The 16,415-nt window shown below is 73.1% G+C and carries 15 protein-coding genes; 10 read left to right on the top strand and 5 right to left on the bottom strand.

What is annotated here, in order from left to right; translation table 11 throughout:
* Positions 1-167: 167 nt before the first annotated feature.
* From ACXYMW_RS18080 to ACXYMW_RS18065, 4 genes are read left to right on the top strand one after another with little or no spacing between them, the layout of a single operon-like run.
* A complete protein-coding gene (locus tag ACXYMW_RS18080) occupies positions 168-908 on the top strand; it encodes a 5-oxoprolinase subunit B family protein (RefSeq protein WP_459036732.1) in 741 nt (246 codons plus the stop codon).
* A complete protein-coding gene (locus ACXYMW_RS18075; protein ID WP_459036731.1) occupies positions 905-1,927 on the top strand; it encodes a 5-oxoprolinase subunit C family protein in 1,023 nt (340 codons plus the stop codon). Before ACXYMW_RS18080 ends, ACXYMW_RS18075 begins: the two co-directional genes overlap by 4 nt.
* Before the next feature lie 4 nt (positions 1,928-1,931).
* Positions 1,932-2,708, top strand: coding sequence for a LamB/YcsF family protein (locus ACXYMW_RS18070; RefSeq protein WP_459036730.1), 777 nt, complete (start codon positions 1,932-1,934; stop codon positions 2,706-2,708).
* A gap of 53 nt (positions 2,709-2,761) precedes the next feature.
* Positions 2,762-4,351, top strand: a complete 1,590-nt coding sequence (locus ACXYMW_RS18065) for a GMC family oxidoreductase (RefSeq protein WP_459036729.1) — start codon at positions 2,762-2,764, stop codon at positions 4,349-4,351.
* Positions 4,352-4,403: 52 nt separating this feature from the next.
* On the opposite strand, the gene ACXYMW_RS18060 is transcribed toward ACXYMW_RS18065, so the two are convergent.
* Positions 4,404-4,808 carry an SRPBCC family protein gene (locus ACXYMW_RS18060; RefSeq protein ID WP_459036728.1) on the bottom strand — a complete coding sequence of 135 codons (405 nt, stop codon included), beginning with the start codon at positions 4,806-4,808 and terminating at the stop codon, positions 4,404-4,406.
* Positions 4,809-5,000: 192 nt separating this feature from the next.
* Positions 5,001-5,207 (bottom strand): 30S ribosomal protein S21, encoded by a 207-nt coding sequence (gene rpsU, locus ACXYMW_RS18055; protein WP_057812606.1) that lies wholly within the window; start codon positions 5,205-5,207, stop codon positions 5,001-5,003.
* Between the two features lie 135 nt (positions 5,208-5,342).
* Between rpsU and ACXYMW_RS18050 the strand changes: the two genes are divergently transcribed.
* From ACXYMW_RS18050 to ACXYMW_RS18040, 3 genes are read left to right on the top strand one after another with little or no spacing between them, the layout of a single operon-like run.
* On the top strand, positions 5,343-6,134 hold the full coding sequence (locus ACXYMW_RS18050; RefSeq protein ID WP_459036727.1) for a COQ9 family protein: 792 nt from the start codon (positions 5,343-5,345) through the stop codon (positions 6,132-6,134).
* Between the two features lie 59 nt (positions 6,135-6,193).
* Positions 6,194-7,177 carry an NAD(P)H-quinone oxidoreductase gene (locus ACXYMW_RS18045; protein ID WP_459036726.1) on the top strand — a complete coding sequence of 328 codons (984 nt, stop codon included), beginning with the start codon at positions 6,194-6,196 and terminating at the stop codon, positions 7,175-7,177.
* A gap of 10 nt (positions 7,178-7,187) precedes the next feature.
* Positions 7,188-8,168, top strand: coding sequence for a quinone oxidoreductase family protein (locus ACXYMW_RS18040; protein WP_459036725.1), 981 nt, complete (start codon positions 7,188-7,190; stop codon positions 8,166-8,168).
* Between the two features lie 215 nt (positions 8,169-8,383).
* Here the strand turns inward: ACXYMW_RS18040 and purD are convergent, their stop codons facing one another.
* Together purD and ACXYMW_RS18030 are read right to left on the bottom strand one after the other, a co-directional pair.
* Entirely contained in the window at positions 8,384-9,649 is a 1,266-nt protein-coding gene (purD, locus tag ACXYMW_RS18035) for a phosphoribosylamine--glycine ligase (protein ID WP_459036724.1), read from the bottom strand.
* 84 nt (positions 9,650-9,733) lie between these two features.
* Positions 9,734-10,381, bottom strand: coding sequence for a DUF998 domain-containing protein (locus ACXYMW_RS18030; protein WP_459036723.1), 648 nt, complete (start codon positions 10,379-10,381; stop codon positions 9,734-9,736).
* 207 nt (positions 10,382-10,588) lie between these two features.
* Between ACXYMW_RS18030 and xseA the strand changes: the two genes are divergently transcribed.
* The 3 genes from xseA to ACXYMW_RS18015 all read left to right on the top strand — a co-directional run bounded on the left by xseA (position 10,589) and on the right by ACXYMW_RS18015 (position 14,163).
* On the top strand, positions 10,589-12,124 hold the full coding sequence (xseA, locus tag ACXYMW_RS18025; protein WP_459036722.1) for an exodeoxyribonuclease VII large subunit: 1,536 nt from the start codon (positions 10,589-10,591) through the stop codon (positions 12,122-12,124).
* Between the two features lie 177 nt (positions 12,125-12,301).
* Complete coding sequence (locus tag ACXYMW_RS18020; protein WP_459036721.1) at positions 12,302-13,399, top strand: endonuclease/exonuclease/phosphatase family protein; 1,098 nt, start codon at positions 12,302-12,304, stop codon at positions 13,397-13,399.
* Complete coding sequence (locus ACXYMW_RS18015) at positions 13,396-14,163, top strand: phosphatase PAP2 family protein (RefSeq protein WP_459036720.1); 768 nt, start codon at positions 13,396-13,398, stop codon at positions 14,161-14,163. The genes ACXYMW_RS18020 and ACXYMW_RS18015 overlap by 4 nt, the downstream gene beginning before the upstream one ends.
* A 34-nt stretch (positions 14,164-14,197) precedes the next feature.
* On the opposite strand, the gene ACXYMW_RS18010 is transcribed toward ACXYMW_RS18015, so the two are convergent.
* Complete coding sequence (locus ACXYMW_RS18010) at positions 14,198-16,402, bottom strand: 3-hydroxyacyl-CoA dehydrogenase NAD-binding domain-containing protein (protein ID WP_459036719.1); 2,205 nt, start codon at positions 16,400-16,402, stop codon at positions 14,198-14,200.
* Positions 16,403-16,415 lie beyond the last annotated feature (13 nt).

Raw genomic sequence — 16,415 nt, 5'->3', positions numbered from 1 at the left:
GCCGCGCGGCCTGAGCCGCGCGCGCCGACAGGCCCACCGGGGCCCGAGATGACGGAACGGCCCGGGCGATCTTCGCCCGGGCCGTCGTCGCATCCTGCGCCATCTCCGCGCCGGGGTTGCGTCGCCGCCGCTCCTCCGGTTCATCTGGACCGGCAGGAGAGGTGGGCATGCAGCAGGACGAGACCATCCAGCGCTTTCCGCGCATCGACACGGCGGGCACCGACGGCCTCGTGGTGCGCTTTGCCGACCGCCTGAGCGAGCCGGCCAACCGCGCCGCGCTGGCCTTCCGCGCCGCGCTCGACCGCGACGCGCCCGCCGGGGTCGAGGAAACCTCCACCGCGCTCGTCTCGGTCTATCTGCGCGTCGATCCCTTCGCCGATGCCGCCGCCATCGAGGCCCGGCTGCACGCCCTGCTGGGCGACCGCGACTGGACGGCGGCAGCGCTCCCCGCGGGCCGGGCGCTGCTGCGCATCCCGGCGCTCTTCGAGGGCGCGGGCGCGCCCGATCTCGCGGCCGCGGCGGCGGAGGCGGGGCTCGACCCGGCCGCGGCGGTGGCCTCGCTGACCGACCGGGCGCTGCGCGTCATCGCCATCGGCTTCGCACCCGGCCAGCCCTATCTCGGCACGCTGCCCGAACACTGGGACCTGCCGCGGCGCCGCGAGCTGCAGCAGGTCCCGGCCGGGGCGCTGGTGCAGGCGGTGCGGCAGCTGGTGCTGTTCTCGCAGGGCTCGCCCACCGGCTGGCGCCATGTCGGCCAGACCGCGGTGCGGCTGTTCCAGCCCGGCGCCGAGCGGCCCTTCCTGCTGGCGCCGGGCGACGAGGTGCGCTTCGAGGCGGTGGATTCGGAGACCTTTGTCCGCCTCGAGGGCGATCCCTCCGGCGGCCTGCGGCGGGAGACCATCGCATGAGCGGCGAACTGATCGTCCACCGCGCCGGGCCCGGCGTCACGGTGCAGGATGCCGGGCGGCCCGGCTGGCTGGCCTACGGCGTGTCGCGCGGCGGCGCCGCCGACCGGCTGGCCCTGGCCGAGGGCGCGGCGCTGCTGGGCCAGGCGGCCGGGCTGGCGGCGCTCGAGATGGCCGGCACCGGCGGCCGCTTCGAGCTCACCCGCCCGGCCCGCATCGCGCTCACCGGCGCGCCGATGGCGGCGCGCTGCGACGGCGCCGCGCTGGCCTGGAACGCCAGCCATGCCCTGCCGGCCGGCGCGGTGCTGGAGATCGGCGGTGCCCTCCGCGGCGTCTACGGCTATCTGCATGTCGGCGGCGGCATCGCCACCGAGCCGGTGCTGGGATCGCGCGCCGCGCACCTCAATGCCGGGATCGGCGCCGCCCTCGCGGCCGGCGACCGGCTGCCCCTCGGCGACGATCCGGGCGGGACGGCGGGGCGGCGGCTGGAGGTGGCCGACCGGTTCTCCGGCGGCGCGCTGCGCGTGGTGGCGAGCCTGCAGACCGCGAATTTTTCCCCGGCCACCCGGCAGCGCTTCGAGACGGCCCGCTTCACCCGCGATGCCCGCGGCAACCGGATGGGGGTGCGGCTGGGTTTCGAGGGCGAGGGCTTCCAGGCCGAGGGCGGGCTCGCCGTGGTCTCCGAGGTCATCGTGCCGGGCGACATCCAGGTCACCGGCGACGGCGCGCCCTACGTGCTGCTCAGCGAATGTCAGACCACCGGTGGCTATCCGCGCATCGGCACGGTGATCGCGCCGGACCTGCCGCGCATCGCCCAGGCGGCGCCGGGCGCGCCGCTGACCTGCCGCTTCGTGGCGCTGGACGAGGCGCGGGCGCTGGTCAGGGCCGACCTCGAGGCGCGGGCGGGACTGGCGCGGCGGACCACCGCGCTGGTCCGCGATCCGCACGACATGCCCGATCTCCTCGCCTACCAGCTGGTGGGCGGGGTCAGCGCGGGCGACGAACTGGACAGCGAGGGCTGAGACGATGGACCGAGTCGATCTGAACGCGGATATGGGCGAAAGCTTCGGGCCCTGGGTGATGGGCGAGGACGGCAAGATCCTCGAGGTCGTGACCTCGGCCAACATCGCCTGCGGCCTGCATGCCGGCGACCCCGACGTGATGGCCCAGACGATGCGGCTGGCGCGCGAGAACGGCGTCGGGATCGGCGCGCATCCGGGCTTCGACGACCTGCGCGGCTTCGGGCGGCGGCGGCTCGCCATGCCGTCCGAGAGCCTCGCCAACCTGGTGCGCTATCAGGTCGCGGCGGCGATCGGCATGGCACGGGCGCTGGATTGCACCGTGCGCCACCTGAAGCTGCACGGGGCGATGGCCAACATGGCCGCCGAGGATGCCGAGATGGCGCGTGTGGCCTATGCCGCGGCGCTCGAAGTGGCGCCCGATCTCATCGTCATGGTGCTCTCGGGCACCGCGCAGCAGCGCGCCGCCGAGGCGCTGGGCTGCGCCTGGGCCGGCGAGATCTTCGCCGACCGGGCCTATAACGACGACGCCACCCTGGTCGACCGGTCGCAGCCCGGGGCGGTGATCCGCGACCCCGAACGCGCCGCCGCGCGCATGGTCGAGATGGTCGAGGCCGGCGCCATCCTGACCGAGGGCGCGGTGCGGCTGCCGGCCGCGGTGGACACGATCTGTTTGCACGGCGATGGGCCGACCGCGCTCGCCATCGCCCGCGCGGTGCGCGACGGGCTGGCCGGGGCCGGGGTCGAGCTGCGGCAATTCGACGGCCGGCGCGGGCGGTTCTGAGATCGGCTTGCCCTCGCCGTCCGGATCGACAATGGTCGCGCCGCGGAGGTGACATGCAGGCAGATTATGTGATCGTGGGCGCCGGCACCGCCGGCTGCGTTCTGGCCCGGCGGCTGAGCGATGCCGGGCATTCGGTGATCCTGCTCGAGGCGGGCGGGCGCGACAATTACCCCTGGGTGCACATTCCCATGGGGTATCTCTACTGCATCGGCAATCCGCGCACCGACTGGATGTTCCGCACCGCCGAGGAGCCGGGGCTGAACGGGCGCTCGCTGCTCTATCCGCGCGGCCGCATCCTCGGCGGCTGCTCGGCCATCAACGGCATGCTCTACCTGCGCGGCCAGTCGGCGGATTACGATCAGTGGCGCCAGCAGGGGCTCGCGGGCTGGGGCTGGGAAGACGTGAAGCCGTACTTCCTCAAGGCCCAGGATTACCAGGACGGCGCCTCCGAGCATCACGGCGCGGGCGGGCCCTGGCGGATCGAGAAGCAGCGCCTGAAATGGCCGGTGCTGGACGATTGGCAGGACGCCGCGGCCGCCGCCGGGCTGCCCAAGATCACCGATTTCAACACCGGCGACAACGAGGGCGTGGGCTATTTCAAGGTCAGCCAGAAGCGCGGCTGGCGGGTCAGCATGGCCACCGCCTACCTCAAGGCGGCGGACCGAACGAAGCTCAGCGTGGTCACCGGCGCGCATGTCAAGCGGGTGGCCTTCGAGGGCGCGCGCGCCATCGGCGTGGTGATCGACCGCGACGGCGTCGAGGAGACGGTGCGCGCCCGGGCCGAGGTCATCCTGTCGGCCGGCGCGGTCGGCTCGCCGCACCTGCTGCAATTGTCCGGCCTCGGCCCGGCGGAGCTTCTGGCCCGCCACGGCATCGCGGTCCGGCGCGACATGGCGGCGATCGGCGGCAACCTCCAGGACCACCTGCAACTGCGCTGCTCGTGGAAGCTGGCGCATGGCCGGACGCTGAACCAGCTGGCCAATTCGTGGATCGGCAAGGCGCGGATCGGCCTGCAATACGCGCTGCTGCGCTCCGGGCCGATGTCGATGGCGCCGTCGCAGCTCGGCGCCTTCGCGCGCTCGCGCCCCGATCTCGCCACGCCGGATCTGGAATACCACGTCCAGCCGCTGTCGCTGCCGGCCTTCGGCCAGCCGCTCGACCCGTTCCCGGCGATCACCGCCAGCGTCTGCCACCTGCGCCCCGAGAGCCGCGGCCACGTCCATCTGAGCAGCGGCGATTTCCGCGCCGCGCCGGAGATCCGGCCCAACTACCTCTCCACCGAGGGCGACCGGCAGGTCGCCGCGGCGGCGATCCGGCTGACAAGGCGGATCATGGCGCAGGCGCCGATGGCGCGTTACGCGCCCGAGGAGCTGAAGCCCGGCCCCGCGGCGCAGAGCGAGGAGGAGCTGGCGCGGGCCGCCGGCGATATCGGCACCACGATCTTCCACCCGGTGGGCACCGTGCGCATGGGCGAGGACGCCGCCGCGCCGCTCGATGCCGAGCTGCGCCTGCGCGGCACCGAACGGCTGCGCGTCGTCGATGCCAGCGTCATGCCGACGATCACCAGCGGCAACACCAACGCGCCCACCGGCATGATCGCCGAGAAGGCCGCCGACCTGATCCTCGCCGCGGCGCGCGCCTGACCCTGGCGCGGGGCGACGGCCGGCTGCCCGGCAGGGCAGGGGCGGGCGGGGCTCAGCGCCCTTCGACGTGGCGGGCGAAGTTGTCGAGGATGGCCTGCCAGCCGGCGCGCTGGGCCTCGGGCGGGTAGACCTCGTCGGCGTCGAAGGTCTCGCGCACGCGGGTGCCCTCTGCCTCGGGCAGGAACTCCACCACCAGCCGGCGCCCGTCCATCCGGCTCTCGATCCGGCGCTGCGGCTCGACGTGCTCGAAGACGCCCTCGAAATCGAACCCGGCGCTGCCGTCGCGGGCCTCCATGCGGGAACAGAAGCGGCCGCCGGCGCGCAGGTCGATCTCGGCCCGGGGCGTGTGCCAGTCCGGCGAGGCGGCGTTCCAGGCGCAGATGTCCTCGGGCGTGGTCCAGGCGCGCCAGACCTCCTCGGGCGGGGCCTTCACGAGGGTTTCGACGGTGATCTGCATGGCGGGTCTCCCGGCCGCGGGACGCGGTGCCGGGATGCTACGCCGCGCCGCCGGTCCGGGGAAGCGCGCCGGGCCGGCTCGGCGCCGTCCGGCCGATCCGGCGCTCCGCGATCCGGGCGGCGGACATGACAAACCCCCGAAAGGCTCGCGCCCCGGGGGTCGTCGTTCGTTGCGTCTCGGAAGGAAGACTCCTCAGAGGAGACCTTCGCGCTGCGCCTTCTTGCGCGCCAGTTTGCGGGCACGGCGGATGGCCTCGGCCTTCTCGCGGGCACGCTTCTCGGACGGTTTCTCGAAATGCTGCCGAAGCTTCATCTCGCGGAACACGCCCTCGCGCTGCAGCTTCTTCTTCAGGGCACGAAGCGCCTGATCGACATTGTTGTCGCGAACGCTGACCTGCATGTGGTTGTCACCACCTTTCTAGGTTGAAGTTGCATGGAATTGCAGGAGGTGGCCCTATAGCAAGATGCCGCTAGCTTGTCCAGTCCCGCGCCCCGGCACCGCCCGGGCCGGGGCTTCCGGCCGAAGGAGATCACCATGCCCGACGATCCCGAAACCAAGCTGCTCGACGCGGCCCTGGCCCATGTTCCCTTCGAGGGCTGGTCCGAGGCGACCTTTCGCGCCGCCGTCGCCGCCTCGGGCGTCAATCCGGTCGTGGCCAAGGCGCTCTACCCGCGCGGCGGCATCGACCTGGCGCTGTCCTTCCACCGCCGCGGCGATGCCGAGATGCGCCGCCGGCTGGCCGAGAGCGACCTGTCCGCCCTGCGCTTCCGCGACAAGGTGGCGCGCGCCGTGCGGCTGCGCATCGAGGCCGTCGAGGACCGCGAGGCGGTGCGCCGCGGCATGACGCTGTTCGCCCTGCCGCCCTATGCCGCGGAGGGCGCGCGGGCGATCTGGCAGACCGCCGACGCGATCTGGACGGCGCTGGGCGACACCTCCGACGACGCCAACTGGTATTCCAAGCGCGCCACCCTGGCCGGGGTCTATTCCGCCACCATCCTCTACTGGCTCGGCGACGACTCGCCCGGGCACGTGGAAACCTGGGCGTTTCTCGACCGCCGCATCGACGACGTGATGAAGATCGAGGAGATGAAATCCGCGGTCCGGCGGATGCCGCTCCTGGGCGATGCCCTGCGCCTGACCGAGGGGCTGGCGGGCCGGGTCCGGCGTCCCGCCGGCGCGGATGCCGCCGGGGGCGGCGCCGACCTGCCCGGGCGGCGCGGCGGCGCCGCGCCCGATCCCGGCCCGGTGGCCCGGGTCGATCCGGCGGCCCCGGGTAGCACCGGGACGCCGCAGGCGGTTCCCGGCGCCACCGCGCCGGAACGCTGACTTGCCCTCGGCGCCGCTCTGCCCCACCTTCCGCGCGTCAAGGACGAGGAGCCCCGAGGATGAGTGAGACGATGCGCGCCGTGGAGATCCGCGAGGCCGGCGGGCCGGAGGTCCTTGTGCCGGTGGTGCGGCCCCGGCCGGAGCCCGGTCACGGCCAGGTGCTGCTGGAGATCGCCTATGCCGGGGTCAACCGGCCGGATGCGCTGCAGCGCGCCGGGCTCTACGCGCCGCCGCCCGAGGCCAGCGACCTGCCGGGGCTGGAAGCCTCGGGCCGGGTCGCGGCGCTGGGCCCCGGCGTCACCGGGCTGGCGGTCGGCGACGCGGTCTGCGCGCTGCTGCCGGGCGGCGGCTACGCGGAATACGCCCTCACGCCCGCCGCCCATTGCCTGCCGGTGCCCGAGGGCATGGGGATGAAGGAGGCGGCCTGCCTGCCCGAGACCTTCTTCACCGTCTGGTCGAACGTCTTCATGCGCGGCGGCCTCGAGGCCGGGGAGCGCTTCCTCGTCCATGGCGGCTCCTCCGGCATCGGCACCACGGCGATCCAGCTGGCGCGGCATTTCGGCGCCCGCGTCTTCGCCACCGCCGGCTCGGCCGAGAAATGCGCCGCCTGCACCGATCTCGGCGCCGAGCGCGCGATCAACTACCGCGACGAGGATTTCGTCGAGATCCTGCGCGCCGAAGGGGGCGCCGAGCTGATCCTCGACATGGTCGGCGGCGACTACCTGCCGCGCAACGTCAAGGCGCTGGCCGATGACGGCCGGCTGGTGCAGATCGCCTTCCTGCAGGGGCCCAAGGTGGCGCTGAACTTCGCCCCGGTGATGATGCGCCGGCTCACCATCACCGGCTCGACCCTGCGGCCGCAGAGCGATCTCGCCAAGGCGCGCATCGCCGAGGCGCTGCGCGCCAGGGTCTGGCCGCTGCTGGAGACGGGGCAGGTGGCGCCGGTGATGGATTCGGAATTTCCCCTGGCCGAGGCCGCCGCCGCCCATGCCCGCATGGAGAGCTCGGACCATATCGGCAAGATCGCCCTGAAAGTGGCTTGAGGAGAGCGCAATGGACAAGGCCAAGACCGTCGTCATCCACGAACATGGCGGCCCCGAGATGCTGCGCCTCGAGGCGCGCGACCTGCGCGAGCCCGGCCCCGGCGAGATCCGCATCCGCCACGAGGCCTGCGGATTGAACTTCATCGACACCTACCAGCGTTCGGGCCTCTACCGGCTCGACCTGCCGCACGCGCTGGGCATGGAGGCCGCGGGCGTGGTCGAGGCGGTGGGCGAAGGGGTCTCGCACCTCGCCCCCGGCGATCGCGCGGCCTATGCCGCGGCCCCCCCGGGCGCCTATTCCGAGGCCCGGGTGATGCCGGCGGCGCAGGTGGTCCGGCTCGACGACGCGATCTCCTTCGAGAGCGGCGCGGCGATGATGCTCAAGGGCCTCACCGTGCAGTATCTCTTCCACCGAACGACACCGCTCAAGGCCGGCGACACGGTGCTGTTCCACGCCGCCGCGGGCGGCGTCGGGCTGATCGCCTGCCAATGGGCCAAATCCGAGGGCATCCGCCTGATCGGCACCGCCGGCAGCGCCGAGAAATGCGCGCTCGCGCGCGAGCACGGCGCCGCCGAATGCATCGATTACCGCGCCCCCGACTGGGTCGCGCAGGTCCGCGAACTGACCCATGGCGAGGGCGTCGCGGCGGTCATGGACGGGGTCGGACGCGACACGTTCGACGGCTCGCTGGACTGCCTGGCACCGCTCGGCATGATGATCTCCTTCGGCAACGCCTCCGGCCCGGTGCCGCCCCTCGAGATTGCCACGCTGGGCGCCAAGGGCTCGCTGAAGCTGACCCGGCCGACGATCTTCACCCATATCGCCCGGCCCGAGACCTGCCGCGAAATGGCGGCGATGCTGATGGAGAAGGTGGCCTCGGGCGCGGTGACGATCCGCGTCGACCAGCGCTTCCCGCTCGACGAGGTGGCCGAGGCGCACCGCGCGCTGGAGGCGCGCCGCACCACCGGGAGCACCGTGCTGACGCTTTGAGGGCGGGCCGCCGGGGCGCACCGGTCCCGGCGGGGGCGCCCAGCGGCGGGCCGGGATGCCTCCGGCAGGGATACTTTTGCTCAGAAGAAGGGGGTGGGCGGGCCGCGCCGTCCGGCCGGCTGCCTTTTCGTTGCGCGGCGCGCCTCCCGGCAGCCGGGGATGCCTCCGGCGGGGATATTTTGGCTCAGAAGAAGGGGGTGGGCCGCGGTGCCGGGTCAGGGCAGGGCGCGCCAGCCGATGTCGCGCCGGCAGAAGCCCTCGGGCCAGTCGATGCCGTCGACCAGCGCGTAGGCGCGGGTCCGCGCCTCGGCCAGGGTGGCACCGCGCGCAGTGGCGTTCAGCACCCGCCCGCCATCGGCCACGACGCGGCCGTCGCGCTCGGCGGTGCCGGCGTGGAAGGTCATGTGGAAGCTGTCCTCGGGCAGGGCGTCGAGCCCGCCGATCGCGCTGCCCTTCCGGTAGGCGCCGGGATAGCCGCTTGCGGCGAGCACCACGGTCATGGCGTGATCCTCGGCCCAGACGACCTGCGCCTCGGCCAGCCGGCCCTCGGCGCAGGCATGGATCAGATCGAGCGCCTGGGCGCCCAGCCGCATCATCAGCACCTGGCATTCCGGATCGCCGAAGCGGGCATTGTACTCGACCAGCCGCGGCGCGCCGTTCTCGATCATCAGCCCGACATAGAGCACGCCGGAATAGGGCATGCCGCGGCGCGCCATCTCGGCCATGGTCGGGCGCACGATCTCCTCGAGCGCCCGGGCCTCGACCTCCCGGGTCATCACCGGGGCCGGTGAATAGGCGCCCATGCCGCCGGTATTGGGGCCGGTATCGCCCTCGCCGACGCGCTTGTGGTCCTGCGCGGTGCCGATCGGCAGCACCGTCTCGCCGTCGACCAGCACGAAGAACGACGCCTCCTCGCCGCGCATGAACTCCTCGATCACCACCTCGGCGCCGGCCGCGCCGAAGGCGCCGGCGAACATCTCGTCGATGGCGGCCTCGGCCTCCGCGACGGTCTCGGCGACCACCACGCCCTTGCCGGCGGCCAGGCCGTCGGCCTTGACCACGATCGGCGCTCCGGCCTGCGCCACGTGGGCGCGTGCCGCCGGGGCCTCGGTGAAGCGCGCCCAGGCCGCGGTGGGGGCGCCGGCGGCGTCGCAGATCTCCTTGGTGAAGCTCTTCGAGGCCTCGAGCCGGGCAGCGGCGGCGGAGGGGCCGAAGACCAGGATGCCGGCATCGCGCAGCATGTCGGCCACGCCCGCGGCGAGCGGCGCCTCGGGGCCGATGATCACCAGGTCGATGGCGTTCTCGCCGGCGAATTCCGCCACCGCGCCGCCATCCTCGATGTCGAGCCGCGCGCAGGTGGCGATCTGGGCGATGCCGGCATTGCCCGGCGCCACGATCAGCTTGTCGCATTTCGGGTTCTGCAGCGCCGCCCAAGCCAGCGCGTGTTCGCGTCCGCCGCCGCCGAGAATGAGGATGTTCATCTGTTGCGCCCCCGATCCGCCCTGATCCGTCCTGTGCCGCGTCTCCTAGACGGGCGGAGCCCGGCGGGCAAGGCGGGGCGGGACTCAGCCGGTCCGCGGGTCGGCGCTGCGCCCGCGGCGCCAGAACGCCCGGGCGAGCAGCGCCAGCATGGCGCAGGCCACCAGCCCGAGCGCCCGCTCGGCCAGCCCGTCGAGGTGGTCGGGGGCGAGCAGGAAGAGCGGGGACAGCACCGCCCAGGCCACCGCCAGGAGCACCAGCAGCCGCGCCGTGCGCGCGTGGTCGCGCCGCAGCCCGGGCGCGAGGCAAAGCGGCATGGCGGTGAACAGCGCGCCCAGCGCGTAGACGAGGTAGATGTGGATCACCACGCCGCCGCTGTCGCCGTCGCCGTATTCGTTGCGCGCCCCCACCACGATGACGAGCCCGCCGAGCAGCGCCAGCTGCACCACGCCGGCGGTCCAGGCGATCTTGCCGAGATGGGCATGGGCGGCCGCCAGCGCCAGCGCGAAGAGCCCGGCGGCGAAGCCGTAGAGCGCCACATCCATGACGATTTCCCAGCGTCCGGCGCCGAGATCGCTGATCGTGTCGGCGACCCAGTCGTGGTTCGGCACGATGGCCTGCGCGACCAGGGTGCCCAGGATCAGCGACAGGCAGCCGAGCCCGCCCAGCGCCGCCATGACGAGCAGCAGATAGGGGCGTTCCTGGGTGGAGTCGGGAACGGTGCGGCCTGGCATGCTTCCTCCGGATTGCTACACCCCAACAGGTGCGTCGGGGCGCGGTTCCGCGGCGGGGCGGGGCGCGCCCCGGGGCGGGACGGTCGTCTGGCCGTTTTCCAGGAGGTCGGGCGACGGGCGCCCTGGCCCGGGGCGGGTGCCGGGGACGGTTTCATCCGCCGCGGCAAGCCTCTACTCTGGACGGCGCGCGAGGATGGCGGAGGCGGCATGGACCTGTTCGAGGACGAGAGCGGCAACACCCCGGAATTCACCGTCTCGGAGATCTCCGGCGCGGTGAAGCGGGTGATCGAGGGCGAGTTCGGCAATGTGCGGATCCGCGGCGAGGTCGGGCGGGTGTCGCGGCCGCGCTCGGGCCATGTCTATCTCGACCTCAAGGACGACCGCGCGGTGATCTCGGCGGTGATGTGGAAGGGTGTCGCGGCGCGCCAGGAGACCCCGGCCGAGGAAGGCATGGAGGTGATTGCCACCGGCCGCCTGACGACCTTTCCGGGGCAGTCGAAATACCAGCTGGTGATCGAGACCATCAGCCCCGCCGGGCAGGGCGCGCTGATGGCGATGCTGGAGAAGCGCAAGGCGCAGCTCCAGGCCGAGGGGCTGTTCGACGCCGCGCGCAAACGCCCGCTGCCCTACCTGCCCGAGGTCATCGGGGTCGTCACCTCGCCCTCGGGGGCGGTGATCCGCGACATCCTGCACCGGCTGCGCGAACGCTTTCCGCGCAAGGTGCTGATCTGGCCGGTGGCGGTGCAGGGCGCGGCCTGCGCGCCCGAGGTGGCACGCGCCATCGCCGGCTTCAACGCGCTGACGCCGGGCGGCGCGCTGCCGCGGCCCGACCTGTTGATCGTCGCCCGCGGCGGCGGCTCGATCGAGGATCTCTGGGGCTTCAACGAGGAGGTCGTGGCGCGCGCCGCGGCGGCCTCGGCGATCCCGCTGATCTCGGCGGTGGGGCACGAGACCGACACCACGCTGATCGACTTCGTCGCCGACCGGCGCGCGCCCACGCCCACCGCGGCGGCCGAGATCGCCGTGCCGGTGCGGCGCGAACTGATGGCGGGGCTGGAGGATTTCGGTGCCCGCCTGGCGCGCGCCGCGGGCTACCGGCTGGAGGTGCGCGCGCAGCGCCTGGCCGATCTCGGCCGCGCCCTGCCGCGGCCCGAGGCGCTGCTCGAGGCGCCGCGGCAGCGGCTCGACATGGCCACCGAGCGGCTGCCCTCGGCGCTGATCCGCGGCGTGCAGGCGCGGCGGCTGGCGCTGTCGGACTGCGCCGGGGCGCTGCGCCCGGGCCTGCTGCGCAGCCGCCTGGGCGAGGAACGGCGGCATCTCGGGCAATGGCAGGCGCGGCTGGCGCCGGCCCTGGGCCGGGTGGTGGCGGGGCGCCGCGACGCCCTTGCGCGGCGCGCCGACCGGCTGCGCCCGGGCCCGATTGAGGAACGGATCGGGCGCCGCCGGGACCGGCTGGGCGAAATGGCGCGGCGGCTCGATGCCAGCTTCTGCGACGCCATCGCCGCCGAGCGGCGGCGGCTCGACGCGCTGGAGCGGCTGCGCGCCTCGCTGGGCTACGAACAGACGCTGGAGCGTGGCTTCGCGGTGGTCTGGGGCGACGGCCACGTGGTCACCGACCGCGCCGCGGCGGAGGCGGCGAGCGGGCTGGAGCTGCAATTCGCCGACGGCCGGCTGCGTCTCGGCGGCAGCGGGCCGCGCCGCGGCGCGAAACGCCGCGAACCGGAGCAGGGCTCGCTGTTCTGAACGGCGCCGCCTGGACGGCGCGGCGCTCCGGAGGCCGGGCGCGCCGCGTCCGCGGGGGCCGATGCCCTGCCGGACGGGGCGGGCGCCGCGCGGCCCGGAACCCGCGGCCGGGCCTGCCGGTTGGGCGGCGGGCGACATATGCGCCCGGCGAGATGGATCGGCAGGGAGAAATGCGGGATGACGGCGATGCGGCGCTGGGCGACACGACTGGTCCTGGTCCTGCTGTTCGTCGCCGCGCTGGCCTCCTTCCTGCCGCTGTTCGACAGCGATGCCTGGTGGGTGCGCTACTGGGACTTTCCGCGCCTGCAGCTGGCTCTGGCGCTGTCGGGTCTCGCGGTGCTCTACCTGCTGCTGCGCCCGCGCATCCGGCGCGCCGGCGGCGCGGTGCTGGCGCTGGCCGGGGCCGCGCTGGCCTATCACGCGGTGCAGCTCTGGCCCTATCTCGGCCCGGTCGCGCCGGTGGCCGCGGAGGCGCGGGAGTGCCGTCCCGGCGCAGGGTTCAGCGTGATGGCGGCCAACGTGCAGAAGACCAACGACCGCAGCGCGGCCTTCCTCGAGACCGTGCGCGATGCCGATCCCGACGTGCTGGTGGTGATGGAGACCGATGCCGACTGGGACCGCGACCTCTCGGCGCTCGACGCGCGCTACCCGCATGCGCGCCAGCACATCCCGGAGGAGCGGGCCTTCTACGGCATGCATGTCTATTCCCGGCTGCCGCTGCAGGATGCCGGATTCGAATTCCATTTCGGCGCCGCGACGCCGGCCTTTCGCGGCAACGTCCTGCTCGAACGCGGCGGCCGGGTGCGGCTCTACGGCCTGCATCCGCAGCCGCCGCATGTCTCCGGCCAGCCCTCCACCCTGCGGGACGCGCACCTGCTGGCGGCGGCGCTGGAGATGGCGGATGACGGCGTGCCCTCGGTGGTGGCGGGGGACCTGAACGCCACGCCCTGGGAGCGGTCGTTCCGGCGCTCGGCGCGGCTTGGCGGCCTGCTCGATCCGCGCGTCGGACGCGGCCTGCTGCCGACCTTCGCAGCGGACGATCCGGTGATGTCCTGGCCGCTCGACCACATCGTCTGGCAGGAGCGGCTGACCCTGAGCGATCTGCGCGTGCTGCCGGGCTTCGGTTCGGATCATTACCCGGTGATGGCGACGCTGTGCCTCGACCCCGAAGGCGGCGCGCGGAACCGCCGGCCGGAGCCGCGGCCCGACGACCGGCGCGCGGCCGAGGAGGCCATCGCCGCGGCCCGCCGGCTGGGCGGGGGAGACGGGGGATGAGCCTGTCTCCCGGTTTCCTGCGCGCCTGGCTGCGGCGCAATGTCGAGCTGGGCACGCTGCTGTTCCTGGCGGCCGTGGTGGCCACGGTCTGGGGATTTGCCGAACTCGCCGACGAGGTCGCCGAGGGCACCACGCAGAGCCTCGATCAGGCCCTTCTCCTGCTGCTCCGCGCCCCGGACGATCCGGCGAACCCGATCGGCCCGCGCTGGCTGCAGGAGATGGGCCGCGACATGACGGCGCTGGGCGGCGTGGCGGTGCTCAGCCTGACCACGCTCGCGGTGTCGGGCTTCTTCCTGCTGCGCGGACGGATCAACTCGATGATCTTCCTGCTGGCCGCGGTGGGCGGCGGCATCCTGGTCTCGTCGCTGGCCAAGGAGACCTTCCAGCGGCCGCGACCCGACCTCGTGCCGCACGGCTCCATCGTCTACACGACGAGCTTTCCCTCGGGCCATTCGATGATGGCGGCGGTCACCTACCTGACTCTGGGCGTGCTGATCGCCCGGGTGCAGCCGAAGCGCCGGGTGAAGAGCTACATCCTGACGCTGGCGGTGCTGCTGACCGGATCGGTCGGGGTGAGCCGGGTCTATCTCGGCGTGCACTGGCCGACCGACGTGCTGGCCGGCTGGCTGGCGGGCGCCGGCTGGGCGCTGCTCTGCCTGATGGTGGCGCGGCTCCTGGCGCGGCGCGGCCAGGTCGAGCCCGAGCGGGTGGAGACCGAGCCGGGCGAGAGCGCGGCCGATCTGCCGCCGCATCAGAGCGGGTGATCCGCGCGCCGGGGCCGGCGCGCGGATCGGCGTCTCACGCGGCGTCGGCCTCCGCCGCGGGGGCGAAGCGGCCATAGAAGCTCTGGGTCTTCTCCGCCATCTCGCGCAGCAGGGCCGGGCAGGCGAAGCGGTCGCCGTGCCTGGCCGCCAGCTCGTCGCAGCGCTCGGCGGCATATGGCGCGCCGAGGATGTCGAGCCAGGACAGCGGCCCGCCCGACCACGGCGCGAAGCCCCAGCCCAGGATGGCGCCGACATCGCCCTCGCGGATGTCAAGAAGCACGTTCTCCTCGAGCGCCCGCACCGCCTCCAGCGCCTGCACGAAGAGCAGGCGGTGCTGGATCTCGATGAGGTCCGGCTGGGTCTCGGCGACGGCGTATTTCTCGCCCAGGCCCGACCACAGGCCCTGCCGCTTGCCGGCCTCGTCATAGGCGTAGAACCCGGCCTTGGCCTTGCGGCCGAGCCGGCCCTCGCCCTCCATCCAGAAGATCACCTCGTCCACGGCGCCGTCGGGATAGGCGTCGCCCATCGCCGCGCGGGTGGCGCGGGCGATCTTGGCGCCGAGATCGATCGAGGTCTCGTCGACCAGCTGCAGCGGCCCGAGCGGCATGCCGACGAGCTTCGCCGCGTTCTCGATCAGCGCCGGCTTCACCCCCTCGGCGACCATCCGCAGCCCCTCGTTGATGTAGGGGATGATGCAGCGGTTGGCGTAGAAGAAGCGGGCATCGTTGACGACGATCGGCGTCTTGCGGATCTGGCGCACGAAGTCGAGCGCCTTGGCCACCGCGCGGTCGCCGGTCTTGGCTCCCTTGATGATCTCCACCAGCGCCATCTTCTCGACCGGCGAGAAGAAGTGGATGCCGATATACTGCTCCGGGCGCTGCGACGCCTTGGCCAGATCGCTGATCGGCAGGGTCGAGGTGTTGGTGGCGAAGATCGCGTCCTTGCCGATCACCGCCTCGACGCGGCCCGTGATCTCGGCCTTGATCTTCGGATCCTCGAACACCGCCTCGACGATCAGGTCGCAGCCCGCCAGGTCCTCGACCTTGTCGGTGGCGGTGATCCGGCCCAGAACCTCGGCCTTCTTCTCCGGCGTGGCCTTCTTCTTCTGGATGCCCTTGTCCATGAAGCCTTCGGTATAGGCGCGGCCCTTCTCGGCCGAGGCCATGTCGCGGTCGAGCAGCACCACCTCGATGCCGGCCTGCGCCGAGACCAGCGCGATGCCCGCGCCCATCATCCCGGCGCCCAGGATGCCGACCTTCTGCACGCGCTGGTCGGGCACGTCGGCAGGGCGCACCGCGCCCTTCTCGAGCGCACCCTTGTTGATGAAGAGCGAGCGGATCATCGCCCCCGAGGACGGGTTCATCAGCACGTTGACGAACCAGCGCGCCTCGATCTTCAGCGCCGTGTCGAAGGGCACCAGGGCGCCCTCGTAGACCGCCGAGAGCAGCGCCTTGGCGGCCGGGTAGACGCCCTTGGTCTTGCCGTGGACCATCGCCGAGGCGCCGACGAAGGTCATGAAGCCGGCCGGGTGGTAGGGGGCGCCGCCGGGCATCTTGTAGCCCTTCTGGTCCCACGGCTTGACGATGTCGGCATCCGTGGCCTTCAGCACCCAGTCGCGCGCCGCGGCGACCGGGTCGGCCGCCACCTCGTCGACGATGCCGGCCTTCTGCGCCCGGATCGGGTCCGACAGCTTGCCCTCGAGCAGGAAGGGCGAGGCCGCCATGGCGCCCATCTTGCGCACCAGGCGGGTGGTGCCGCCGGCGCCGGGGAAGATGCCGACCATGATCTCGGGCAGGCCGATCTTGGCCTTGGGATCGGGCGCGGCGAAGATCCGGTGGCAGGCCAGCGGAAGCTCGAGCCCGATGCCCAGCGCGGTGCCGGGCAGGGCGGCGGCCACCGGCTTGCCGCCCTTGTTGGTCTTGGGATCCATGCCGGCGCGCTCGATCTTCCGCAGCACCCCGTGCAGGCCCATGATGCCGTCGAAGAGGCCGCGGGCCGGGTCGTCGCCGGCCTCCTCCTTCATCCGCGCCAGCACGTTGAGATCCATGCCGGCGGCGAAGCTGTCCTTGCCCGAGGTGATGACGATGCCCTTGACGGCGCTGTCGCCCAGCGCCTCGTCGACCAGCCGGTCGAGCTCGTGCGCGGCCTCGAGCGAGAGCACGTTCATGGTCTTGCCCGGGCAGTCCCAGGTGATCACGGCGACGCCCTCGGCGTCCTTGGTCATGGTGAAATCGGTCATGTCTGTCGTCTCC

Source organism: Roseivivax sp. CAU 1761, assembly GCF_054482755.1.
The sequence above is the reverse complement of the archived record's forward strand: the minus strand, read 5'-3'. Positions and strand labels throughout refer to the sequence as shown.

Excerpts from the sequence above, each read along its gene's own strand:
- ACXYMW_RS18080 (WP_459036732.1), top strand. The coding sequence starts at position 168 with ATGCAGCAGGACGAGACCATCCAGCGCTTTCCGCGCATCGACACGGCG.
- ACXYMW_RS18075 (WP_459036731.1), top strand. The coding sequence starts at position 905 with ATGAGCGGCGAACTGATCGTCCACCGCGCCGGGCCCGGCGTCACGGTG.
- ACXYMW_RS18070 (WP_459036730.1), top strand. The coding sequence starts at position 1,932 with ATGGACCGAGTCGATCTGAACGCGGATATGGGCGAAAGCTTCGGGCCC.
- ACXYMW_RS18065 (WP_459036729.1), top strand. The coding sequence starts at position 2,762 with ATGCAGGCAGATTATGTGATCGTGGGCGCCGGCACCGCCGGCTGCGTT.
- ACXYMW_RS18060 (WP_459036728.1), bottom strand. The coding sequence starts at position 4,808 with ATGCAGATCACCGTCGAAACCCTCGTGAAGGCCCCGCCCGAGGAGGTC.
- rpsU (WP_057812606.1), bottom strand. The coding sequence starts at position 5,207 with ATGCAGGTCAGCGTTCGCGACAACAATGTCGATCAGGCGCTTCGTGCC.
- ACXYMW_RS18050 (WP_459036727.1), top strand. The coding sequence starts at position 5,343 with ATGCCCGACGATCCCGAAACCAAGCTGCTCGACGCGGCCCTGGCCCAT.
- ACXYMW_RS18045 (WP_459036726.1), top strand. The coding sequence starts at position 6,194 with ATGAGTGAGACGATGCGCGCCGTGGAGATCCGCGAGGCCGGCGGGCCG.
- ACXYMW_RS18040 (WP_459036725.1), top strand. The coding sequence starts at position 7,188 with ATGGACAAGGCCAAGACCGTCGTCATCCACGAACATGGCGGCCCCGAG.
- purD (WP_459036724.1), bottom strand. The coding sequence starts at position 9,649 with ATGAACATCCTCATTCTCGGCGGCGGCGGACGCGAACACGCGCTGGCT.
- ACXYMW_RS18030 (WP_459036723.1), bottom strand. The coding sequence starts at position 10,381 with ATGCCAGGCCGCACCGTTCCCGACTCCACCCAGGAACGCCCCTATCTG.
- xseA (WP_459036722.1), top strand. The coding sequence starts at position 10,589 with ATGGACCTGTTCGAGGACGAGAGCGGCAACACCCCGGAATTCACCGTC.
- ACXYMW_RS18020 (WP_459036721.1), top strand. The coding sequence starts at position 12,302 with ATGACGGCGATGCGGCGCTGGGCGACACGACTGGTCCTGGTCCTGCTG.
- ACXYMW_RS18015 (WP_459036720.1), top strand. The coding sequence starts at position 13,396 with ATGAGCCTGTCTCCCGGTTTCCTGCGCGCCTGGCTGCGGCGCAATGTC.
- ACXYMW_RS18010 (WP_459036719.1), bottom strand. The coding sequence starts at position 16,402 with ATGACCGATTTCACCATGACCAAGGACGCCGAGGGCGTCGCCGTGATC.